Annotated in this window: 20 protein-coding genes; 15 read left to right on the plus strand and 5 right to left on the minus strand. The window is 38.7% G+C overall.

The genetic code is table 11. The annotated features are described in order from the left end of the window. Positions 1-4: 4 nt before the first annotated feature. Both hxlA and VBD025_RS05225 read left to right on the plus strand, forming a co-directional pair. Positions 5-631 carry a 3-hexulose-6-phosphate synthase gene (gene hxlA, locus VBD025_RS05220; protein WP_430789959.1) on the plus strand — a complete coding sequence of 209 codons (627 nt, stop codon included), beginning with the start codon at positions 5-7 and terminating at the stop codon, positions 629-631. Between the two features lie 4 nt (positions 632-635). After that, positions 636-1,619 carry a Gfo/Idh/MocA family protein gene (locus tag VBD025_RS05225; protein ID WP_430789963.1) on the plus strand — a complete coding sequence of 328 codons (984 nt, stop codon included), beginning with the start codon at positions 636-638 and terminating at the stop codon, positions 1,617-1,619. Positions 1,620-1,669: 50 nt separating this feature from the next. Here the strand turns inward: VBD025_RS05225 and VBD025_RS05230 are convergent, their stop codons facing one another. Beyond that, positions 1,670-2,755 carry an N-acetylmuramoyl-L-alanine amidase gene (locus tag VBD025_RS05230; RefSeq protein ID WP_430789965.1) on the minus strand — a complete coding sequence of 362 codons (1,086 nt, stop codon included), beginning with the start codon at positions 2,753-2,755 and terminating at the stop codon, positions 1,670-1,672. Positions 2,756-2,992: 237 nt separating this feature from the next. Between VBD025_RS05230 and VBD025_RS05235 the strand changes: the two genes are divergently transcribed. Together VBD025_RS05235 and VBD025_RS05240 are read left to right on the plus strand one after the other, a co-directional pair. Beyond that, a complete protein-coding gene (locus tag VBD025_RS05235; RefSeq protein WP_430789967.1) occupies positions 2,993-4,459 on the plus strand; it encodes an amidase in 1,467 nt (488 codons plus the stop codon). Positions 4,460-4,514: 55 nt separating this feature from the next. Beyond that, complete coding sequence (locus VBD025_RS05240; RefSeq protein WP_430791280.1) at positions 4,515-5,231, plus strand: sulfite exporter TauE/SafE family protein; 717 nt, start codon at positions 4,515-4,517, stop codon at positions 5,229-5,231. Between the two features lie 828 nt (positions 5,232-6,059). Here the strand turns inward: VBD025_RS05240 and VBD025_RS05245 are convergent. After that, positions 6,060-6,437: a PH domain-containing protein gene (locus tag VBD025_RS05245; RefSeq protein WP_430789969.1), complete on the minus strand. Its 378-nt coding sequence runs from the start codon at positions 6,435-6,437 to the stop codon at positions 6,060-6,062. 166 nt (positions 6,438-6,603) lie between these two features. Here VBD025_RS05245 and VBD025_RS05250 point away from each other — a divergent pair, with 166 nt between their 5' ends. From VBD025_RS05250 to VBD025_RS05275, 6 genes are all read left to right on the plus strand, one after another. Beyond that, positions 6,604-6,699 (plus strand): putative holin-like toxin, encoded by a 96-nt coding sequence (locus VBD025_RS05250; RefSeq protein ID WP_430789971.1) that lies wholly within the window; start codon positions 6,604-6,606, stop codon positions 6,697-6,699. 261 nt (positions 6,700-6,960) lie between these two features. Beyond that, a complete protein-coding gene (locus tag VBD025_RS05255; protein ID WP_430789973.1) occupies positions 6,961-8,148 on the plus strand; it encodes an MFS transporter in 1,188 nt (395 codons plus the stop codon). 89 nt (positions 8,149-8,237) lie between these two features. Then, positions 8,238-10,229 carry an ABC transporter permease subunit gene (locus tag VBD025_RS05260; RefSeq protein ID WP_430789975.1) on the plus strand — a complete coding sequence of 664 codons (1,992 nt, stop codon included), beginning with the start codon at positions 8,238-8,240 and terminating at the stop codon, positions 10,227-10,229. 39 nt (positions 10,230-10,268) lie between these two features. Beyond that, positions 10,269-12,290: an ABC transporter permease subunit gene (locus VBD025_RS05265; RefSeq protein WP_430789977.1), complete on the plus strand. Its 2,022-nt coding sequence runs from the start codon at positions 10,269-10,271 to the stop codon at positions 12,288-12,290. A 233-nt stretch (positions 12,291-12,523) separates the two neighbouring features. After that, the gene (locus VBD025_RS05270; protein WP_430789979.1) at positions 12,524-15,694 is read left to right on the plus strand and encodes an SNF2 helicase associated domain-containing protein; all 3,171 of its coding nucleotides are present in this window, start codon (positions 12,524-12,526) and stop codon (positions 15,692-15,694) included. Between the two features lie 244 nt (positions 15,695-15,938). Beyond that, positions 15,939-16,088, plus strand: coding sequence for a hypothetical protein (locus tag VBD025_RS05275; protein WP_430789981.1), 150 nt, complete (start codon positions 15,939-15,941; stop codon positions 16,086-16,088). A gap of 741 nt (positions 16,089-16,829) precedes the next feature. Here VBD025_RS05275 and VBD025_RS05280 read toward each other — a convergent pair. After that, positions 16,830-18,122 carry a hypothetical protein gene (locus tag VBD025_RS05280; RefSeq protein WP_430789983.1) on the minus strand — a complete coding sequence of 431 codons (1,293 nt, stop codon included), beginning with the start codon at positions 18,120-18,122 and terminating at the stop codon, positions 16,830-16,832. A gap of 41 nt (positions 18,123-18,163) precedes the next feature. Next, complete coding sequence (locus VBD025_RS05285) at positions 18,164-18,946, minus strand: serine hydrolase (RefSeq protein WP_430789985.1); 783 nt, start codon at positions 18,944-18,946, stop codon at positions 18,164-18,166. A gap of 267 nt (positions 18,947-19,213) precedes the next feature. On the opposite strand from VBD025_RS05285, the gene VBD025_RS05290 reads away from it, so the two are divergent. The 5 genes from VBD025_RS05290 (at position 19,214) to VBD025_RS05310 (ending at position 23,231) form a co-directional block, all read left to right on the plus strand. Beyond that, positions 19,214-20,350, plus strand: coding sequence for an NAD(P)H-dependent flavin oxidoreductase (locus tag VBD025_RS05290; protein ID WP_430789987.1), 1,137 nt, complete (start codon positions 19,214-19,216; stop codon positions 20,348-20,350). A 211-nt stretch (positions 20,351-20,561) separates the two neighbouring features. Further along, positions 20,562-20,984: a hypothetical protein gene (locus VBD025_RS05295; RefSeq protein WP_430789989.1), complete on the plus strand. Its 423-nt coding sequence runs from the start codon at positions 20,562-20,564 to the stop codon at positions 20,982-20,984. Between the two features lie 6 nt (positions 20,985-20,990). After that, positions 20,991-21,596, plus strand: a complete 606-nt coding sequence (locus VBD025_RS05300) for a lysozyme family protein (protein ID WP_430789991.1) — start codon at positions 20,991-20,993, stop codon at positions 21,594-21,596. Between the two features lie 71 nt (positions 21,597-21,667). Further along, positions 21,668-22,063, plus strand: a complete 396-nt coding sequence (locus VBD025_RS05305; protein WP_430789993.1) for a RidA family protein — start codon at positions 21,668-21,670, stop codon at positions 22,061-22,063. A gap of 1 nt (position 22,064) precedes the next feature. Continuing rightward, positions 22,065-23,231 (plus strand): iron-containing alcohol dehydrogenase, encoded by a 1,167-nt coding sequence (locus tag VBD025_RS05310; protein ID WP_430789995.1) that lies wholly within the window; start codon positions 22,065-22,067, stop codon positions 23,229-23,231. A 31-nt stretch (positions 23,232-23,262) separates the two neighbouring features. On the opposite strand, the gene VBD025_RS05315 is transcribed toward VBD025_RS05310, so the two are convergent. Further along, the gene (locus VBD025_RS05315; protein WP_430789997.1) at positions 23,263-23,508 is read right to left on the minus strand and encodes a DUF1450 domain-containing protein; all 246 of its coding nucleotides are present in this window, start codon (positions 23,506-23,508) and stop codon (positions 23,263-23,265) included. Positions 23,509-23,672 lie beyond the last annotated feature (164 nt).

The following is a 23,672-nucleotide window of genomic DNA, read 5'->3' on the forward strand; positions in this document are numbered from 1 at the left end:
GGGAATGAAATTACAGATTGCCTTAGACCGATTAACACGAGAAGAATGCCTTCAGGTACTAAATGATACGAAATACCAGCTGGATATTATTGAAGTTGGGACAGGTGTAATTAAAGAGTATGGGATGGCGATTGTTAGAGAAATAAGAACGCTGTTTCCAAGTAAGATCATTGTAGCTGATATGAAAACATGTGATGCAGGTGGACATGAAGCTAAACAAGCATTTGAAGCAGGCGCTGATATTACTACTGTAATGGCTTTTTCGTCTAACTTAACCATCACAGATACATTGAAAGTGGCTGAAACACATGGTAAACGAGTCATGGTGGATTTACTGGAAGTAACTGATACCGAGCGGGTAAAGGAACTTGCAGCATTAGGTGTTGACCTGGTTAGTCTTCACGTAGGAAAAGATAAGCAAAAAGAAGGAAAGTTTGATACAAAACTGTTTGATTTAGTGGCAGACTCAAACATGGAAGTAACGGTGGCAGGCGGCATTAATCAGGATTCATTGCCGGAAATAATGAAAAAAGCACCTGACACTGTTATTATTGGAAGTGCAATTACTAAATCGTCAAATCCTCACGAATCCGCAGAAATCATTAAAGAAATGTTAAATGAAAGGTCGTGACCAAATGAATATAGGTACAATTGGCACAAGCTGGATTACCTCTGCTTTTATCAACGCAGTAAAAGCTGCTGGCTCGTTCACCGTTACAGCTGTTTATTCACGTTCTCATGATAATGCTTCAGCATTTGCTGAATCACATGGGGCAGCACATGTTTATACAGACTTAGTTGAAATGGCTAAAAGCAAGGAAATTGATTGCGTCTATATCGCTTCACCAAATTCTTTGCATTATGAGCATGTCATTCAATTTCTGAAGCAAAAAAAACATGTCATATGCGAGAAACCAGTTTTCTCTAATACGGCTGAATTAAAACATGCGCATGAAGTTGCTGAAGAGAATGATGTATATTTGTTCGAAGCGGTTCGAAATCTGCATTCACCGAACTTCAGTAAACTACAAGCAGAAAGTCATAAGATTGGTCAGGTTCGCAGTCTGCTGTTTCAGTATTCCAAGTACTCGTCGAAGTATGATGCATATTTAAATGGTGAAAACCCAAATATTTTCTCACTTGATTTTTCAGGTGGAGCATTAGTAGATTTGGGTGTCTATCCGCTATACCTCGCAGTTGGTTTATATGGTGTGCCAAAGCAAGTTTCCTATCACCCGGTAATTCTGGACAGTGGAGTAGACGGAAATGGCACGCTGGTATTGGATTATGTTGACTTCACTTGCACAATTATGTTCTCCAAAATATCAAACTCGTTCAATTCATGTGAAATACACGGTGAAGAGGCAACGCTAGTATTTGAGAATGCAGGCACGATTTTAAACCTGGAACGAATACATTCCAAAACAAAAGAAAAAACGTCGATTGAAACGGTTGAACAACAGCATGATATGATGTTTGAAATACAGAACTTCAGATCGATAATCGATACAGAAAACAAACTGGAATATGAACGGTTAAGGGATCTGAGTTTTCAAGTTCTCTCTATTACGGAAACGGCACGAAAACAGAACAATATTATTTTTAAATCGGAATTATAACATGAACGAAAAAGCTGTCCGCCAAAAATTATAGCTGGACAGCTTTTTGTTTATTTACGAAAATAATTTTTCACACCATCTGTTATCGCTTGAGCGACGTTACGCTGATAACCGTTCGTTTGAATGAGAAATAAATCATTTGGATTGGTTATAAATCCAAGTTCAAGAAGGACAGACAGGTCATTATTCTCTCTGAGAACATGATAGTTTCCGAACTGGACGCCTCTATTATGCAACGAAACTTGCTGGTCCAGCTGGTTCTGGATGGAAGCAGCCAGTTCTTGCCCACTTGCATAGTAGAAGGCGCTAATTCCGTTTACTGACATAAATGGAAAAGCATTATAATGAAGACTGATAAATGCGTCTGTTTCATACTTGCTGCTGAATTCAGTTCGACTCTTTAGCGATAGATAGTGATCATTTTGTCTTGTCATGTTCACGGTTGCACCTGCCTCTCGTAAGTGAGAAGCAACAACCTCTGCGATGGACAGAGTCAAATTTTTCTCCAGTGCACCATTAAAGCCTATTGCACCAGGGTCGTTCCCCCCATGGCCAGGATCTAGAACAATAGTATAGCCTTCGAGAGAACCTTTTGAGTCTAATGGTGGTTCCGCTACCGCTCTCACCGTTGAATGCCCTCCATTATAACTGTTCGTTAACCATGCCGCTATCCAACCGGTCGAGCCGTTCTGCAGCAAGACTTTATGCCAGTTATTCTGTGTTTCAACCTTCGTGTATGTATCACCTGATGCTGCAAAACCAAGAATGGAGTAATTTGTTCCGGGACCGCTTCGTACATGAACACCTTCCGTATTTACGCTGACGGTATTACTGGTGCTGGCGTTCGAAGCATTTCCGGATTGATCAGCAGGATATAAATACTGTGAAGCTACCCATGCTTCCTGGCCACCATAATATGTTTGCGCCCAGCCGTAGTGCTCTTGAAATACGATTACTTCATCACCTGGATGTAAGCTTCCTAATACGGCTGCATTCTGTGTTGGTGCACTTCTGACGTTTAGTGAGGATGTGCCAACCTCATAAGCTGTACCTGTATCAGCATGTGTAGAAGGTGAAATAAAAAGGAATAATAGCAATAAACTAATTCCAGAAAATAATATTCGCAAGGATTTCATTTGAGTCTCCTTTCCTGTGGCAAATAAGAAAGTACAAAACCTTTCTTACTGCATAAGTGCATTTTTACGCCATTAAGGCTTGGCGATAAGCCAAGTTTTATAATAAATACATCTAATAATTATCACCTATTATACAAGATATTAATCCGATTTTGGCAAAAATTACTCAATCTATTTATAAATTTTTATAGTAGGTCCTAAGACTTACGCACAAACGTATGGTTTCATGTTTAGTTAATGAAAATGATACAATTGCTTCAATTAAAAATAATAAAGCGAGGTATCGTGATACATATGAATTTTTCAGTTGAAACATTAGTGAAAAACATACATTCAAAGTCGCTATCACCTGTTGAGGTGATGGAATATTACTTAAAACAAATAGATGCAAGCAACGAACGAGTGAATGCAATGGTGACAATCAACCCAAATGCGATGGACGAGGCGAAGCAGGCCGAGCAGGATGTACTTCAAGGAAAAGAACTTGGACCATTACACGGAGTGCCAATTGCAATCAAGGATTTAACCCCTACAAAAGGAATTAAAACATCCTTTGGAACAAAGGTATTTGAAGATCATGTCCCAGATCGCGACGCTACAATTGTTGAACGATTGAAAGCAGCTGGTGCGATTATTATTGGGAAAACGAATACCCCGGATTTTGGGCATAAGGGTACCACGGACAATTTGTTATTTGGTGCAACGAAAAATCCATGGAATTTAGATAAGACCGCTGGCGGATCAAGTGGTGGATCGGCAGCTGCAGTAGCTGCAAATATGGTTCCATTTGCTGAAGGCAGCGATGGTGGCGGTTCCGTTCGCATTCCAGCAAGCTTTTGTGGTGTATTTGGATTTAAGCCTTCGTACGGCAGAATTCCAATGGACAATAGTTTACTGAACGTATTTGGATCAAATAACCCATTTGTTAATCATGGACCTTTAACACGGACAGTTCGCGATGCAGCTTTGTTCGTCGATGTGACCCAGGGACCATCCGTAACAGATCCTTTTTCATTACCTGAATTTGACGAAGCATTGATCAGACAGATAGAAGGCGATTTAAATGGCGTTAAAATTGCATATACACGGGATTTTGGAATGTATACCGTGGACAGGGAAGTACTTAATGTAATGGACGAGCAAGTTAAAAATTGGAAGAATCTTGGCGCGGAAGTAGAAGAAGTAACAATGGATTTCGGGATGACGTTACATCAATTTCTGGGCTTTTTCAAAAACACCTGGTATGCAAAAGCAGCTGCAGGTGGGGCAACGATGCTCAGGGATGTTCCAGAGTTACTAACGCCTTCTTATCACACCATGATCCAAAGAGGGTTTGACGTGTCCACAAGTGAATACATTGGTTATCAGCAACAACGAACAGTGGTATGGAGAGAGCTCCAGAAGCATTTTGAGACCTATGACCTTATACTATCTCCAACGCTTGCTGTGCCGGCCTTTAACTATGAATTGCTTGGACCTGAGGAAATTGAAGGTAAGAAGATCGAAGCTGATTCAGACTGGATGATGACACATATGTATAATATGACAGGTTTACCGGCAGCCTCCATCCCTGCAGGACAGACCAAAAGCGGACTTCCAATTGGTATGCAGCTAGCTGGAAATCGATTTGGCGATGGACTAGTCCTCCGTGCAAGTCATGCTTATGAAAAACTGACAGGCGGGTTTCCTGCAGTGAAGATATAGTACATCCTGTTACTAGAAGGCTAAAAAGGTAATCTGACGTAAAGTAGGTGCTCTTATAGAAACACTGATCATTTTTATTGTTATCATATTCTTTGCTTCGATACTCCAAACTAGCACAGGATTTGGTTTTTCCATCATGGCTACACCGTTTCTTTTGCTATTGTTTGAACCTAGAGAAGCGATTCAAATTAATCTAATTTTATCTTTTGTTATTTCTCTTGCACTTATCTCGAAAATAAAACAAGATGTCGATGTAACAACATTGAAACGCTTTATTATAGGAAGCCTTGCGGGAATACCTATCGGGATTATTACGTTTGTTTGGATAGACATGACGGTTCTGAAACTGACTATAAGTATCATTATTCTATGCTTGACGCTTCTTTTAATCTTAAACTATCGAATCAGACAAACACTGAGGAGAGACTATAGCATAGGTGGTTTGTCTGGAGCATTTACAACATTTATAGGTATGCCGGGGCCACCCATCCTATTATATTTTTCCGGTACCAATACATCAAAAGAAGTTCTACGGGCTACTACATTAGCATTCTATTTATTCATCTATCTTGTGAGTCTCATTACACAGATAATATTTGTTGGAACATCGAAAGTTAGTTGGATATCCAGTTTAGAAGCACTTCCAATTGTGGTCGTTGGCTTATTTGTTGGACAGCTGTTATTTAAGCGAATCAATCAACAGGTCTTCCGAATAATGACATATCTCCTACTTCTTTTCACAGGTATATACTTATTGTATCAACAGTTATAAAAAGAACGTCTATTTAGTGTATTACAAGAAAAAGCATCCAACCAACGCAAAAAATCACCCCCACCACGAGTCTAGGGATTTAATATCACCATTAGGTGGAAATTGCGAGGTAACAGCAACGAAATTCCCGCTGCTGGCAGTCGCGCTCCTTAGGGCTGTTGATGAACCTACTCGTGCCGCCGTAGGTGGCCACTGAAAAAGTTATGTGTGGTACGAAATAGGTGGATCTATTTTCGCATCTTCGAATATACTTCGCTTTCCGTGGGCACGGCTTCAGCTTCCTCGGATAAGCAAAAACCGCTTTCCTGCGGGATCTTCAGCTCGCGCTGTTCCCACTGGAGTCTTCGTATATTCGAAGATGCTTGGTAAAGGTGAGGAAAATAAAATTTAAAAAATCCACCCCTTTTTCAGTGACATGTGCCACACTCCGGGGCCTCACCCATGCCTTTCCTCCCGCAGGAGTCGACTGCCATCCGCTCCAATCTCTTGACGAAATGTGGATGGCCAAGATTTATTAACTGCACTCCTGATAGTACTTATATATTTCTATATGCATTGATTTTAGTAAGAACAAAGACATAAACAGCATTACCAGTCCTGGTGAGTGGAGGGCGGTGACTCCTGCGGGAACAGCACGAGTCTGAAGGCCCCGCAGAGTGGTTTTCTCGAGGAGACTGAAGCCGTGCCCGCGGAAAGCATCCGCCCGCAACGATCCTGGACGGCAATTTTAGAGTATATTTAAGATAATAAACCTAAACTTAGGTCGCAGTATAGTGAAAATGCGACCTAACGTCTACCTGTCTTATATCTTTTCCCGAGTTGACACAGTTAACCAGTTACATACTCAGAAAGAACACGCTGCACTTTGTAAATATTCAATTGCTTATTAAACGTTTTTTGCAACGGAACAGAACTGCCAGAAATCCAAATTTTAAGCTCTGCCTCCAAATCAAATGTCCCAGCAGTCTCAACAGAAAAGTGAGTAATATTACCATACGGTACAGAATGGTACTCGATTTTCTTGCCAGTCATCCCCTGTTTATCAACCAGAATCAACCGCTTGTTCGTAAAAACGATTAAATCCCTGATCAGTTTATAGGCATGCTCCACCTTCTCAGAATCACCAAGTAATTCACTAAGTTCCTTTTCAGCATCAGTTGAACTGATCTCCGAAGCATTGCCCATCATTCCATCAAAAATCCCCATCTTAACCACTCCTTTCTTTACAATCAGTATAACAAATATTGCATTATAAATGGACATACAAGATGTGTGAATGTACGTTACTGGGAGACCTCTTGTTTAATATACTATAAGTAGATAAAGTTCTATTAGGGTGACCGGTTTGCCTTCCGAATGGAGGTGGTGCCTTGTGAGTGTATACGAAGTGTTTACGGTGCTGATTGGATTTGGCTCCTTGTTGATCGCCTTACTGGCATTGATCATCGTTATGGTCAGAAGAAAATAGACCTCCCTGGATACTCTTTAACTTAAGCAAGGAGGTCTATTGGTATAGAGTAGCTGGCCCCATAATAGAACCGCTTATCTATAGACCACAGCTAAAAATGCTGTGGTCTTATATGTATAGTAACAGAATAGGTCATTTATACCATGTTTCAGAATGTTTTAAGGAATCCGTATAGAATTCGATTATTCAAACGTAATTTGTTCCCAATTTAATAACCCTCCTGTATAATATATTTCGTGTACCGAAGAAAGGAAGTCATCTATGAGCATAGAATCGACTGCAGAAAAGACAACTAATATGCCAGATAAGATTTGGACGCGTGATTTTGTTTTAATTTGTATGGCTAACTTTTTTATATTTCTTGGATTTCAAATGACGCTTCCGACCATTCCTTTATTTGTGAAGGAACTAGGAGGCAGTGATCAACTGATTGGTCTAATTACCGGTATTTTTACCTTTTCGGCATTGTTGTTCCGGCCATATGCTGGACATGCTTTAGAATCAAAAGGCAGGAAATTTGTGTATATGTTTGGCTTAGCAGTATTTGTATTATCTGTTGGTACATACGCATTTGTCGCCAGTATTTTCTTTTTATTCATCATGCGGATGGTTCAGGGAATCGGCTGGGGATTTTCCACAACTGCTACAGGAACAATAGCTACAGATTTAATTCCTCCGAAGCGCAGAGGAGAAGGAATGGGCTATTTTGGGTTATCCGGGAATCTTGCCTTGGCTTTTGGACCTTCATTAGGACTAACACTGGTGGGAATTATTTCCTTTAAAGAGTTATTTTTAATTTGTGCGGCACTTGGTTTTGTATCGTTTTTGTTATCGTCCAAGATCCGTTATAAACAAGTGGAAAAATCTCCAAATAAAAGTGTAACGATAAAATTTGATATTTTTGAAAAAACGGCTATCCAGCCATCGCTTTTATTGTTTTTTATTACTGTCACATTTGGTGGTATAGCATCTTTCCTTCCATTATATGCAGCAGAAAAAGGTATTGCTGGAATTGAATCGTATTTTCTGATGTTTGCTATTTTCTTAATGATTTCGCGATCGTTTGCAGGGAAAATATATGATACAAAGGGACATATCTATGTTTTCCTTCCAGGAACACTATTAATATTCAGTTCCATGCTGTTGCTTTCCTGGCTGCCAAGCACGATGGTTATGTTGATTGCAGGAGGTATGTATGGTCTTGGTTTCGGAAGTGTTCAGCCAGCGTTACAGGCATGGGCAGTGGACAAGGCCGCAGATAATCGCAAGGGAATGGCGAATGCAACGTTTTTCTCCTTTTTCGATCTGGGTGTTGGAGTAGGTGCTATAACATTTGGACAACTAGCATTCATGTATGACTATAGCGTTATTTATACAACTTCTGCAGGTTCTGTATTGTTATCAATCTTTTTATATATCTATCTTTTATATAAAGCAAAAAAACAGTAAAACAGGGTGGTAATATTAGTCAAAGAGTTATAGACTAATATTACCGTTATGTTACATTTGGGAAAAATAGGTTTCTCGAGGTGATCATTATGAGTGTGAAAAGAGCAGGTCTTTTTTATTTGCTGGGAGTTTTCGGAATTATTTGCATAAGTATTTTCCCTCACGTATTTGAAACCAGAGGAGTTCAGGATCCAATCGGTTATGTTATAGACCTTGTATCCTTTCTGATTTCTTTATTTCAACCAGAATCGTGGCTATTTGTTTCAGAAAATACAGTAGGACAAGAGTCAATTATAAAGGTGCTGTGGAATCCGTATATTTACTCTATGCAAATTCTATTAGGAGCATTGTTAGCAGGTTTCTTCATAGCTTTTATTCTCTCGTTTATTGCAAACTATATGCCAAATGCCATTCTGAAGGGATTAAAACGAATTCTTGACATGATAGAAACGGTCCCTGATTTGATTGTAGCACTGCTATTGCAAATGCTTGTTATATACGTCTATAAAGTTAGTGGAGTTGACTTATTCAGAGTTGGTTCTTACATGGATGAGAGAGCATATTTAGGTCCTATTATCACCTTAGCAATACTTCCTATGATCGCTTTATTCAAAATTTTACTTCTAATGTTTGAGGAAGAATATCTGAAGGACTATGTAGGGTTTCTAAAAAGTAAGGGATTAAAAAAATCCGGGATTCTCCTGCGCCATATACTCAGAAACATACTGCCGACTACTTTCCGGCATTGCAAAATAATCATCTGGGCCACTTTATCAAGTCAGTTCATTATCGAAAGAATTTTCAATGTGCATGGTCTTACCTATTACATAGTAGAAAGCTTTACACCAATGACAATTGCCGTCTCACTGATTTTTTTGTTTACACCGTTCTTTTTCTTCTTTCAGTTGATAGATTGGTGGTTAAATGAAGATAGAGAGGCAATTTTAGAAGAAGAAGCAAAAGAGGAAAAGGAACGAGAACGTTTTTGGTACCTTAAGCCAGTTAAATTTGTGCTTTTTTTATTTTTTGAACAGATGAGAAATTATAAATTTGCAATTGGCAGTCTATTTTTCATAATTGTAATATGTATAAGTGTCATATATTCTGTGACGACAGATAATCACGTAGATCAATTAAAGTTTCTCTATGCAGAAGATGGAACAACCCTAATAGGAACTCCTCCATTCCCGCCGACTGAACCATTTTTGCTGGGATCTGACAGATTTGGTTTCAGTATTATGGATCAACTAATTATTGGGGCAAAATATACGTTAATAATTGGCTTAATTATTGCGTTATTAAGAGTTTTTGGCGGGTTAACTGGTGGCTTGCTTTTTGCATTTAAGATGAAGACTAAAGAACAGAAGTCATTGGAGAAAATGGTCGATTCCATTCATTTTCTGCCACTAAGTGTCATTGCTTATTTGCTGTTAGCTCCCATCTTGCTGGAATCCAGTGGAGGTTTTACTTATTCATTTACACAACGCATCCTGCTGGAAATAATTATTCTCACGATACTGGTTGTTCCACTGACATCTGTTCTGCTCGGAAATGAAATAAAGAATATAATGCGCTCCGATTTTATCAGCAGTGCAAAAGTATTAGGGGGAGGAACTTTCCACATATTCTGGAAACATGTTTTTCCTCATATTGGTCCACGAATGGCCATGTTATTCGGACAGCAGTTTATCCAGGTATTATTAATATTTATTCACTTAGGTGTATTTGATTTCTTTTTAGGCGGTACGAATGTATCGTTCGGTTTAGTTGAGAGCCCGCCAAGTAGTATTACCTATGAATGGTCAGGATTAATCGGCTCCACTACAGTAGCATTATCTACGGGCAGGTACTGGATGATACTTTGGGTGCTGCTAGCATTTATGCTGTCCATTTTTGCGATGCAGCTGATCATTCTAGGTGTCAAAGAAGTACAACAGGCTAAAGTCGGCGTTATTTTTAATTATCGTAAATATAAGCGAAATAAAAAATCAAAGAGGGAGAAAGAAACAACTACATTTCGACCTTCTAAAGAAAGTTTCACGTGGGTTGAGAAAAAGGATAGCAGAAAGATTCAATCCTAATAATGATAAAAAGAAACCAATTATTTAAGGTGTGAGACGATGAAGTTAGTCAAAGTAATATTATTTTATTTGCTGGGAGTATTCGGGGTTATTTGTATAAGTGTATTCCCGCAGTTTTTTGCCCATAATGGTCTGTCAGATCCGTTAAGTTACTTTATAGACTTAGGCAATTTTATCGTTACATTTGTCCAGCCAGACTCCTGGTTATATCAAGTGCCCCGTTCGGCTGGTGAATTTTCTCTTCTCGGAACTTTATGGGATCCATTTATTTATTCAATGGAAATATTATTTGGTGCGTTGCTGTTAGGATTCTCGATTGCGTTTATTTTAGCTTTCCTTGCAAACTTCCTTCCTCAAAGACTGCTGCAAGGGATAAAAAGCAGCCTGGATTTTTTAGAATCCATTCCTGATATTGTCATTGCAGCACTTCTTCAGATGGTAGTTATCTATGTATACAAAACCAGTGGAGTTGATTTATTTACAGTAGCATCTTATATGGACGAGCAGGCGTACCTCGGACCAATTATTACGCTATCGATTTTACCGATGGTATCCTTGTTCAAAATTTTATTGTTAATGATCGAAGAAGAGTTTTTAAAAGATTATGTTGGATTCTTAAAAAGTAAAGGGATTAAGAATACCGGTATTTTACTTCGGCATGTATTAAAGAATATTTTGCCGACAACCTTTCATCATTCAAAAATAATCGTCTGGGCAACATTATCCAGTCAATTTATCATTGAACGGATTTTCAATGTACATGGCATTTCAGCTTATGTTGTAGAGAGTTTTACTCCAATGACAATAGCAGCATCGCTAATTTTGCTGTTTACACCTTTCTTTATTATATTTCAAGTAGTCGATATTTGGCTTAATCCACAGGGGATTACGTACAGTTATCAAACAAAAATAAGAAAAAAGCCAACACGTAATCCGCTTCAACTTGTTAAAGAAATGGCAGAAAACAGTAAACACATCAACTGGCATAAGTTTAAGCCTTGGGCACCTGCTTTCATATTTCTGAGACATATGCGAAACTACAAATTTGCGATAGGAAGTTTATTTTTTATCATCTTAATCAGTTACAGTGTCATTTATTCTGTTACGACCGATAATCACATAGACCAGGCATTGATTATTTATGGAGAGGATGGCAGTACAGTTAAAAGTACCCCTGCTCACCCGCCGACTGAACCATTTTTCCTTGGATCTGATGGTCTTGGGTTCAGTATTTATGACATGCTTGTTATTGGGGCGAAATATACATTAATATTCGCACTTATCATTGCTTTATTGCGCGTATTTGTTGGATTATTAGGTGGTGTATTTTTTGCTTTTGTACTTGGTCCTAAGCGACAAAACTGGCTTGAAAAAATGGTCGATTCCATTCACTTTCTGCCATTAAGCCTAATTGCTTATCTGTTGCTTGCACCCATTTTAAAGGAACAAATGACTGGATTTGCCTACTCATTTACGGAGCGCATCGTTCTTGAAATCATTATCCTGACCATTTTGGTTGTTCCTTTGACGTCTGTCTTATTGGGTAACGAAATGAAACGAATCTTGAATTTTGAATATATTATGAGCGCCAAGGTGCTTGGCGGTAGCAGGTTCCATATCTTTTGGCGCCATGTCCTCCCACATATTGGTGCACGTATGACTATATTATTTGGTCAGCAATTTATCCAAGTACTTATCATTTTTATGCACTTGGGGATCTTTAACTTTTTCTTTGGCGGGACAAACATAACCTTTGGCAGAGTGCCGGATCCACCGAGATCGATCACCTATGAATGGTCCGGATTAATCGGCTCAACCATGCATGCTTTATCTTCTGGAGAATACTGGATTATCGCATGGGTATTAGTAGCTTTCATGCTCAGCATATTTGCAATGCAGTTCATTATTCAGGGAGTGAAGGAAATTCAACAGAGGAAAGTCGGAGTCATGTATAAATTTCGTAAATTTAAACATAAACATAAGGATGGTACAGCGAGGGAATTTACCGAGTATCAACCCGACCAGGAAAGTTTTCAGTGGTTGAAAAGGGATCTTTTTTAAAACGTCGGATACGCAGTGACAGCTTGAAAGGCATGACAAAAGTACAGCATGCTGAGTTATCCATGAAAAATATCGAGCACCTTTTCATTAAAAGGTGCTCGATTTAGTTTAAAAAGACAGCTATCTTGTATACAATGAAAGTAATAATAAAAACTAAAAGCGCAAACGCTAGACGTGGCTATTTGTATTAATCAATAATTACAGTATCTAGAAGAAGGTAGGGTTAACCTGATTTGAAAAGCTATGATATTTTCCATATGCAGCGATTATTTCCTTCCCAGGTGTATGAAAGAGGTCTGGAATATTTTCATCAGGGAAGAGTAACCGATTTATTATACGATATTAATTTTCATGTATGGACAGCAACAGTGCAAGGAAGTGAAGGTTATTTTGTGGAAGTAAATACAAAAAAATGGCCACATGAACTATCAGATGCATACTGTGACTGTCCTGCATTTCGTTCTTCCAATCAATGTAAACACGTTGTAGCAGTGTTGTTTGCAATTGGCAAAAGACACAAGGAACAGGGCGTCGGAAAGAATGTTGATAAGTTCCAGACAACGAAGAATTTTATTCAGTCCGTAACAGATATCCAGCAGCAGAAACGTGCGACAAGTTTATCCGTCAACCGTCAGCAGCTGCATGTCGATTATATATGTAAGTGGACGTATAATGACACGTTATTTCTTGAACTGAAAGTTGGAGAAAAACGTCGGCTTGTTGTGAAAGAAATGTACGAATTCCTGCAGCATGTATTTCAGGAAAGAGAGCATTATTTCACCAAAACTTTTACGTATAATCCGGAATTGCATTATTTTGCACCGGAAGACCTGGAGCTGTTCGAACAGATTATGTCTATTGTGAGAAATGAGCGACTATACAATGGTCACTCGTTATATCGCTATCAGACACATATTTCAGAGGGGCGTTCCATTTCGATTTCACCCTTGCTCGCAAAGCCATTATTACGTAAATTAGTGGATCGTAATTTGATTGTGGACAATGAACAGCGTATATTCCAGGATATTCGAATAGTCGAAGGCGAACTTCCTTTTGAATTTGAGCTGGACAAAAATGAAAAAAAAGAACTGGGTCTTGCTATTACCGGATTGCAGGATGCCATTTATTTTGCAAATTATGAGTTACTATTTGATTCAGGCATATTTTACTTTCCGGAGAAAGAACAAATACCTATGCTTGAGCAAATCAGCCAGCTTTCAGGGGACAATGCAAATCTGCCGATACCAGCTGATCAGGCTGACGTATTTTTATCGGAGGTCGTACCGTCCTTGAAGAAGGTTGGTGCTGTCCAGATTTCCGAAAGTATAGCGTCTGAAATAATTCAGTTTCCGTTAAAAGCTAAACTGTATATTGATTTGAAAGCAGATTGGCTAACCGGGAAACTTGAATATCATTACGGGGCGTATGAAGTCGATCCGTTTAATGGACGTAAAGATAAAGACGTTCTCATCATTCGAGATGTTGAAAAAGAACAGCAGATTATGCAGCTGGTTGAACATGCCAATTTTCATTTTAATGGAAAAGAACTGTATATCGATGCAGATGAAGAAACATTGTATGAATTTCTATACGACATACTTCCATTGTTTGAATCATACGTTGACCTCTTTCTCACTTCCGATGTACGCAAGGTTTTCATTGAAAACGATCCAATACCAAGTACCAGCGTCAGACTCGAGTCTTCAAATAACCTGCTGGAAATAGGCTTTAGTATTGATGGAATAGAAGACAACGAAGTTAATAAAATCTTAAGTGCTGTACTGGAGAAAAAACGTTACTATCGTATGGACAGTGGCGCACTATTATCTCTTGAAGGAGAGGAATTCAACTCTATTCAGGATCTTATGTCAGATTTAAATCTGAAAAAGACGGATCTGAATGAGGGAAGTGTTCAGCTTCCTGCATACAGAGGTGCACAGGTTGATGAATTAATTGAAACAAATAAGAACTATGACCCAACGTTTCGAAAGCTTCTGCACCATTTGAGGTCTCCTGAAGAACAGGTTTACGATATTCCGGAAAATTTGCAGGCATCGCTGCGTAACTATCAGGAAACAGGATTTCAATGGTTTAAATCCCTCAGTCACTATCATTTAGGTGGAATTCTGGCGGACGATATGGGCCTCGGAAAAACGATTCAAAGTATCGCGTATTTGCTTTCATTGAAACAAGACAGACCACATTTAATTGTTGCACCATCGTCTGTTTTATATAATTGGAAAAACGAATGTGAAAAATTTGCACCAGATCTGCGTGTCAGAGTCATTGCTGGAAATCCAATCGAACGAGTAGAGATGATTGATCCGAAAGCAGCAGATGAAGTGTGGATTACATCTTATGCAACATTGCGTCAGGACATTGAACTATATCAGGACATAACGTTCCATACAATGATATTGGACGAAGCGCAATATATTAAAAACTATGCAACGAAAACGTCACGAGCGATCAGGCAAATAAAAGCTGGACACCGGTTTGCATTAAGTGGAACACCAATAGAAAATTCCATTGATGAATTGTGGGCGATTTTCCAGGTTATTTTACCTGGATTTATGCCAAGTCAACGAAATTTCAAACAAATGGAGCATTCCAAAATTGCAGCCCTGACGAAGCCATTTATATTGAGAAGGTTGAAATCAGATGTATTAAAAGAGCTGCCGGATAAAATTGAATCAGTCCATGTATCAGAATTGACTAGGCAGCAAAAAGAATTATACGTCGGTTACTTACGTGAACTGCAGCAGGAAACAGCGCAGAGCCTAAATAATCAGGATTTTAATAAAAACCGGATGAAAATTTTAGCTGGTCTGACCCGTTTAAGGCAAATCTGCTGTCATCCTTCCCTGTTTATTGAAAACTACGAAGGTACATCAGGTAAGCTGGAACAGTTAATGGAAACAGTTAATAACGCTGTTCAGAACGGAAAGCGGATGTTAATATTCTCGCAGTTTACAAGCATGCATGAAATTATTAAAACAAAACTTGAAGAGTCAGGAATTAATTACTTTTATTTACATGGGCAAACACCATCAGAAGAACGCGTTATGATGAGCGAACGGTTTAATAACGGAGAAAATAGTGTTTTCCTTATCTCGCTAAAAGCGGGAGGGACTGGTCTGAATTTAACTGGAGCAGATACAGTAATTCTGTATGATTTGTGGTGGAATCCGGCAGTTGAGGATCAGGCTACTGGTCGTGCTCACCGCTTTGGACAAAAGAATGTTGTGCAGGTTATACGTATGGTTACAGAGGGAACGATTGAGGATAAAATTTTCGCGCTTCAACAGAAAAAACGCGAATTAATCGATCAGGTGATTCAGCCTGGTGAACAAATGCTGTCCAGTCTCAGTGAAAAAGATATAAGAGAATTACTCAGTATTTAGTCATGTGCGTGTCTTACGCATGTGACTTTTTTTCTTTATCTTCTCCTCTAATCATTGAGGTCAGTGATATTCGAAGACGCTAAGGTAGGGGTGGAAAGAAAATATATTAAAATCCACCACTTTGGAAGCCGGCAGCATAATGTCTATAGAAACATAGTGAATCGTGGATAATCTGCTAATATACAAAATTAGTTTTACAATCGGTGAAAAGAGGAATATAATATGTGAAAAGGAGATGTAGTAAATGATTAAAGTCACAAAAGGTATTGCAAAGTTTTTTGTTGCTAATCTTGCCGTCGTGCTTGCAATTTTACTGCTTCCAGTATTTTTAATTACTGATGATGTCGTGCTATTTGAACAAATCATGAGTTACCTTTTTAATAATAAAGGATAACTAAGTATCCCTTGAAATAGGGGTATTTTTTCATTTGAAAAGGTTCCTCAACCTATTCAATTTGTATAGGTTGAGGAACCTTTTTTCAAAAGATAAGAATGTATAAAATATTTATGTTTGTCTGTCTAGCTCCAACGCCTCGCCCGCTTGAGGTTTTTACATGCTATTAGTTACTTTTGTCGTAGTTGATAGAAACTGTGACGTAATTTTTAGTTTGCTTCCATATCTGCCGTCCAGGATCGTTGCGGGCGGATGCGCACCTTAGGGCACGGCTTCAGTCTCCTTGCCCCGACAAGGGGTATGCCAACGTTGTCCGCAAAGGACGGTTTTAGTTGGCCGTCCTCTTAAGAATTCTTTTCTGCGGGGCCTTCAGACTCGTGCTGTTCCCGCAGGAGTCACCGCCCTCCACTCACCAGCCGCCAGCGGAAAGCGACTGCCATCCGTGGAAATCTCGTTGCTGTTACTTCGTGGTCTATTTCTGGTGTGGAAAACAAACAGATGTTACGTCGCGGTGTAGAGATTTTGTGTCACTACGAAAATGGATTGCGGGATATTCAACTGTTGCTGGGAGAATCACCCTATTTTATTCTGCAATGATTGAGTTATACGGATAAAGAGTTAGAGTTTGAGACTCCAACGGAAAAACGGGCACATGATCTATAAGATTCTTATATTTCTTCCGTACAAAAGGAGCCGGGATAAACTCCCCGGCTCCTTTTGTAGTTTGTATAATGAATGTCTTTAAAGTGTAAGTTCAAACAATTTACGCGGACGACCTTTTACGTACGGTTTCTCTTCACCGACTACCCGGATTACTTCGCCTGCCAGCAGTTTGTGGATTGTGCGCTCAGCACTGCGTTTTGTAACCTGATAATAGTTCGAAATATCGTTTGCAGAAAAAGGTTCATTGTTACGTAAGTTAATAAAGTCGATAAAGTTATACGATAGTTCATTGTTTAATCTTGCACGGTGGATTAGCGCGTGATAAAGCTGTGAAGTATCAACATGTTTTGCTACTCCTAGTGGCCCGATCGATTCTTTTCGTTCGTTTACAATAAAACAACTGCTTTCTGTTGAATGTCCACATCTCTCGAGTGCCAGCTTCGCATTATCTTCTGACTGTTTCGCTGTTAAGCCTAAGCCGAATCCAATATCAACAGGAATACCTAATGAACGAGCGATTTCCTGCAGTAAAGGAAAGTCACGGTAATGGTTCGTAATATGGTCCAGGATACCTCTTGTACCAAAAATAGAAAACTGATTATCTCCATTTGTTAAAACTGATGAATATGTGTGGTGACCGAATTTAAGTAAAATTTGGTGGAGCTTAAGCAGCATTTCCTGTGCCAACAGCTCTCCTTTTTGTGAAACAATTTTGTCAAAGTCTTTAATTTGAACGAAGCCAGAAACGATTTGTGCACTCTTGCTGTTATTTAGCGTAGCAACCGATTTGGCATTTTCAATTGCTCGTTCTAGATTCAGCTTTGGAATCTGCATACAGCTAGTCGGGATGCCTTCATCAATTAGCCTCTGTTCCACTTCCTCAATGGAAGTCAAAACATAATCAATTTTGCCTTCTTCGAAAAGTGATTTATGAAAATGGAATATTTTACCTATATCTAATACGGTATCATCGCCGTAACTGTACGTGTGAATTTCATGATCTTCCATTTTAAGCTCGCTGACTACTTCATCAACATATGTTTTATCAAGCACATCGATCGAAATTCGGTTAAGTGCCTGGTTATGATAGTTCTTTAAACGATAAAATGAAGTGAGAATCATATATTCGTCAAAAGCAACCTGGATGGCAGGCAGCCGTTTTCTATCAATTTTTTCTTTGGCATACAAGTAAGGTAGTGAGCCGCCAAACAGATACACATCACACATGAAAGCCTTCTCAATTAATTCGATGTTTTCGACTGTTTTCGTATAAACGAAAGGAATAAGTTCAACATCCTCTTGATCCGCTACGTAACTGTTCATGCGCTTGATTAAGTTTTCTCTGCCAAATACTGCAATTTTAATCTTCATTATAATTCCCCCATACTTTGATATTAGTTATTCGTACGTTATCAGCTTTTTATGTACTCCAGAAGTATTTTGCCGATAGCTGCGAGATAGTCTTTTCCAATTCCATTGTTCGACCAGCCTTCCGATAGAAGTGCCATATAGACCCTGTCGTTCTTATAGGTTAAAAATCCCACATCATGTTCTATCCCTGGCAATTCACCAGTTTTATGATAAATCAGTACTTTCTCATTATGTTCCATGAACAAAGGTATCTTCTCGTTAAATTGCTGGTTTAATAACATAGTCTTAATTTCCAGTCTGCTGGTGGGTGAAAGAAAATCGTTATCTTCGTCTATTAAATGTAAAAACTTAACCATATCATGGGCGCTTGTGTAATTATCTAATTCAGGAGTAGGTTCTGTCATGAATTTGCGCTCAATTTTTGTTTGGTGACAACCTATATCAGTGGCTAGCTCATTTACAGTAAAGCTGCCAAGTTTATCAAGTATTATATTTGCAGCAGTGTTATCAGAAACAATAATCATGAGTTCCAGTAAGTTTTTATAACTGTAAACATTCGAGTTTGTTAAATAATTTAGTACACCCGATCCACCTGATCTCATCTCGTTATCAATATAAACCAGTGCATCAGGTTGAATTGTATTAGATTGTATTTGCCGATACGCCTCGATTAAGATTGGGACTTTAATTGTACTTGCAGCCCTTTTTGGTTCGTAAGCATTAATCGAAATATCGCCATCTTTGGTTTGGATATAGATAGAAAAATGATCAATAGTGTCTTTTAGTAGTTCATCAATAGCGGCTTTCATTTCTAGGAATTTCATAACTATATCCACCTCCATATGTAATTTTGAATGTTCAATTTGAGTTGAAAATGCCCTTAATGTAATTAACGAAGTAATTAGCGACATATTGCGTTAATCTCTATTATAGTACGGAATTTTCTTAATATTGTCAAGAAGGAAAGTTAGGAAAGTTGACAAAAATACTGATTATATGTCCCTTCGATAAAGATGTGTAGATTTTGTGACAAATTGTTAATTACCAACAATTGGTAAGTTCGTGCATATTATCGATAAAAAAGTCGAATTTTGTGGTATGTTAGTAGAAAGGAATGTATAGAATCGGAGGAACGTTGGATGGGGAAACTGTTGGAAAATATTGATTTACATATACCCATTATTCAAGCAGGGATGGCAGGCGGTATTTCAACACCTAAATTGGTAGCAGAAGTCGCAAACGCCGGTGCACTGGGCACGATTGGTGCTGGTTATATGAGCGCATCGTCTTTAAGAAATGAAATTGAGCAAGTTAAACAGCTGACAAACAAACCGTTTGCAGTAAACCTTTTTGCCACGAATCTGGAAGCGTTCGCTAGTGATTTAGCACCTATGCAACGTGTATTAGACAAGTTCCGGAAAGAGTTAGAAATTGAAGATGGTTTGAAAAATGTTAAGGTATACGATTATTTACAGGAAAAGATCTACGTTATCATTGAACAGGATATTCCCGTTGTGAGTACGGCTTTTGGCGTCTTATCTTCGGTGCTTATTGAACGTTTAAAGAAAAATAACGTTATTTTAATCGGGATGGCAACAAATTTAGAAGAGGCTAAACTACTAGTTGAATCAGGTTATGATATTATCGTTGCCCAAGGATTTGAGGCTGGTGGCCACCGGGGTACTTTTGATATTAAAAAGTACCCAAATGGATGCAGCATTGGACTACTTTCCTTGGTTCAGGAATTTTTGGAAAGCCTTCATGTACCCATTGTTGCCGCGGGTGGAATCTCTACTAAAGAGCAAATTGATGCACTTTTGTCTATGGGAGCGGCAGGTGTCCAGCTTGGAACTAGATTTTTAGTTGCAAAAGAGGCTGGAACGAACACTGCTTACCGACGAGAATTAATTAAATCGTCATCTTTAGATACAACTATTACGAAGGCTTTCTCAGGAAGACCAGCCAGGGCAGTCAGGAACCGGTTTATCAAGGAGTTGGAGTCAAGTGATTGTGAACTGCTTCCATTTCCTATACAAAATGAACTGACGAAGGATATCCGTGCAGCAAGTAAAGAGTTTACAAAAGCAGAATATCAATCACTTTGGGCAGGACAGGGTGTTGGATCAATAGTGGAGGAAGCATCTGCAGCAGATATTCTTGCAGCTTTGATTGGAGAAAAACCTGAAGAAACGAATCAAATGAAGCTTGAGTTTAATGAAGACGAGTAACTAAAAGAACCGTTGCCATAATTTATGAGGCAGCGGTTTTTGTTTCATATCAGTCTGAAAGAGGAATATAAAGCTGTGGACATGTATCGAAACTTATGCACAGTCTGTGGATAAACCTGAGGATAACCTCAATATTTTGTACAGAACATAAATTCTAGCACGAAATACGGTATAAATAGTTATAAATACGTAAATAAGCTGGGGATAACTTATGAAAAAAATGGTTTCATTACTAAGCATTGGTGTTCTATCTAGTATCGTAATTGGTTTTTTTATGAAAGGCATACAAGCTTTAACAGCTGAAAAAGTGTATACGTTGCTGCTCAATGTTGATTATATTCCGGTTCTGCGCTCACTGAGTATGAACGAATTCATAGAATTCATGCTGCATGTTATCGTCTCTATCGTTCTTGTATACGTGCTTTATTTCAGTTTGAAACACTATGAATTGCACAAAAAGACAGTGGTGTATATCCTGATAACCTTTGTCGTTGGTATGTTATTATGGGTGACAACCACACTTTCAAGTAGAACACCAGAACTGATGGATGGAACAGCATTACTCTATTGGCTCCTTGGGCACGTGTTATATGGAAGTTTTATAGGAATAATAATTAAGCTAGTAGAGGATTGATTTAACATGAAACGAAAGACAAAAATAGCAACCCGTAATACCTTGTTGATAACGGCTTCTATTATTGGAATGCTCATGATCATTTCCTTTTTTGCACAAACAGACTATAAAGTGGATGAGAATGTGCTTAGCGACCAAGTAAAAGAGTACCGCCCGCTTGTGGAAAAATACGCAGAAAAATATGGTGTGGAAGAACATGTGGACATTATGCTTGCCATGATGATGCAGGAATCCGGCGGCCGTGGTAATGATCCTATGCAGTCTTCTGAAAGCTTTTGTGGAGAAAGGAAATGTATTAAAGACCCGGAAGTTTCTATTAAACAAGGAGTCTATTATTTCTCTGAAACCTTAAAAGCTGCAAATGGCGATTTGGAGCTCGCAATCCAATCTTATAATTTTGGCCGTGGATTTATTGAATACGCATTGGACAAAAAGGGAAAGTATACACAAGAGGTAGCAATCAACTTTTCTCAAAAGATGTACCGAAACGATGAAGACAAAGCAAAATACAGATGTCCACGTGAAGGCGCACGTGAAATAAAAGCCTGTTATGGAGACATCTATTATGTAAAAGATATATTAGCAATGCGAGAAAAGTTGAACAAAGAGTAAGACGAGTTACTTCGATTATTTTACAGGAAGATTTATAATTATATAGAAAGAACAAGGAGGAATTTATACAAATGATACATGAAGTAAGTACTAAAAGTGCACCAGGTGCAATAGGTCCGTACTCACAAGCGGTGCAAGCAGGAGATTTTTTATATGTTTCTGGACAAATCGGTATTAACCCTGATTCAGGTGAAGTAGTTGAAGGAATTGAAGCGCAAACAAAACAAGTAATGGATAATTTGAAATCAATATTAGCAGAAGCGGATACAAATTTTGCACACGCAGCTAAGTTCACGATCTTTTTAAATGATATGAATAACTTTAATGAAGTAAACGATATATACGGTGGTTATTTAGAAAAACCATATCCAGCACGTGCGACAGTCGAAGTTAGTCGACTTCCAAAAGACGTACTAGTGGAGATGGATGTCGTTGTTTATACAAGAAAAGAAAGGGCGTTAGATTGATTTGAATAATTTTACGTATCAAAATCCAACAAAGTTAATATTTGGTAAGGGTCAATTAGATGCCCTTACAGAAGAGGTTCCTGCATACGGCAAAAAAGTGTTAGTCGTTTATGGTGGAGGAAGTATCAAGCGAAACGGTATTTATGATAATGTTATGAAAAAATTAAACGAAATCGGTGCAGAAGTACACGAATTATCAGGTGTTGAACCAAATCCACGTGTCACAACTGCACGCAAAGGTATCGAGATTTGTAAAAATGAAGGTATTGAGTTTGTACTTGCTGTAGGTGGCGGGAGCACAATCGATTGTACGAAAGCGATTGCTGCTGGTGCAAAATCCGAAGCAGACATTTGGGATATCGTTACAAAAAAAGTGGATGCAGAAGATGCTCTGCCATTCGGTACTGTATTGACGATAGCTGCTACAGGATCTGAAATGAACCGTGGATCTGTTATTACGAATTGGGAATTAAATGAAAAGCATGGCTGGGGATCTCCACACACTAGCCCTAAATTTTCTATTTTAGATCCGACACACACCATGTCATTGCCACGGGAACAAACGGTGTACGGTATGGTTGATATTATGTCGCATGTACTGGAACATTATTTCCATCATACATCGAATACACCTATCCAGGATCGTTTTTGTGAAGGAATATTAAAGACAGTCATCGAAACGGCTCCTAAATTACTGGATGAGCCTGATAACTATGAGTATCGTGAAACAATTATGCTAAGTGGAACGCTCGCGCTCAATGATATGCTGAACATGGGCTATCAAGGCGACTGGGCAACTCACAATTTAGAGCATGCCGTATCAGCAGTTCATGACATTCCTCACGGTGGTGGACTTGCGATATTATTCCCGAATTGGATGACGCATGTTCTGGATGAAGATGTAGATCGATTCAAACAGCTAGCTGTACGAGTATTTGATGTTAATCCAGCGGGCAAGTCAGATCGCGACGTTGCAGAAGAAGGAATTGCAAACCTACGTGAATTCTGGAATAGCATTGGCGCACCTAACAAACTTGCTGACTATACTATCGATGCAAGCACAATTGATACGATGGCTGGTAAAACAGTTCAGGTCCGCGAAGAATTCGGTAACTTCAAGAAGTTAAACAAGAAAGACTCGGAGGAAATCTATCAAGCGAGTTTATAATAGAAAGAACGCAACTAAAAAGAACTAGCTGTTAACCATACACAGCTAGTTCTTTTCTTAATGCTTCTCTTATTTTATCTAAACATGCTTCAGGTGTATTGCCGGAAATCCGCTTTCCGTTAACTAATGCATACGGTTTTAAGGCGCACAACCCGCAGAATGATAGGCATTCATTCATCATTACGGAAACTTCAGGAAATTCTTCCTCAATAATCTCTTCTATATCAATAGTAGTGATGGCATTTCCGTCGCAAACATCGACTATGACAATACCCATACCCATTACTATCACTTTCTTTCTTTAAGGTTACTTAAAATATTACTCTGTCAGTTGTAGCATACCCAAACATTGAATTCAATAATTATGCAGTGTTCGATAATAACAATCGGCAATAAGCGATCGACAACCAGGCTCAACTGATCGACTCAACAACCTAGTGC

The organism is Virgibacillus flavescens (assembly GCF_050574275.1).
In the GTDB taxonomy this organism is placed as follows: domain Bacteria; phylum Bacillota; class Bacilli; order Bacillales; family Amphibacillaceae; genus Virgibacillus_F; species Virgibacillus_F flavescens.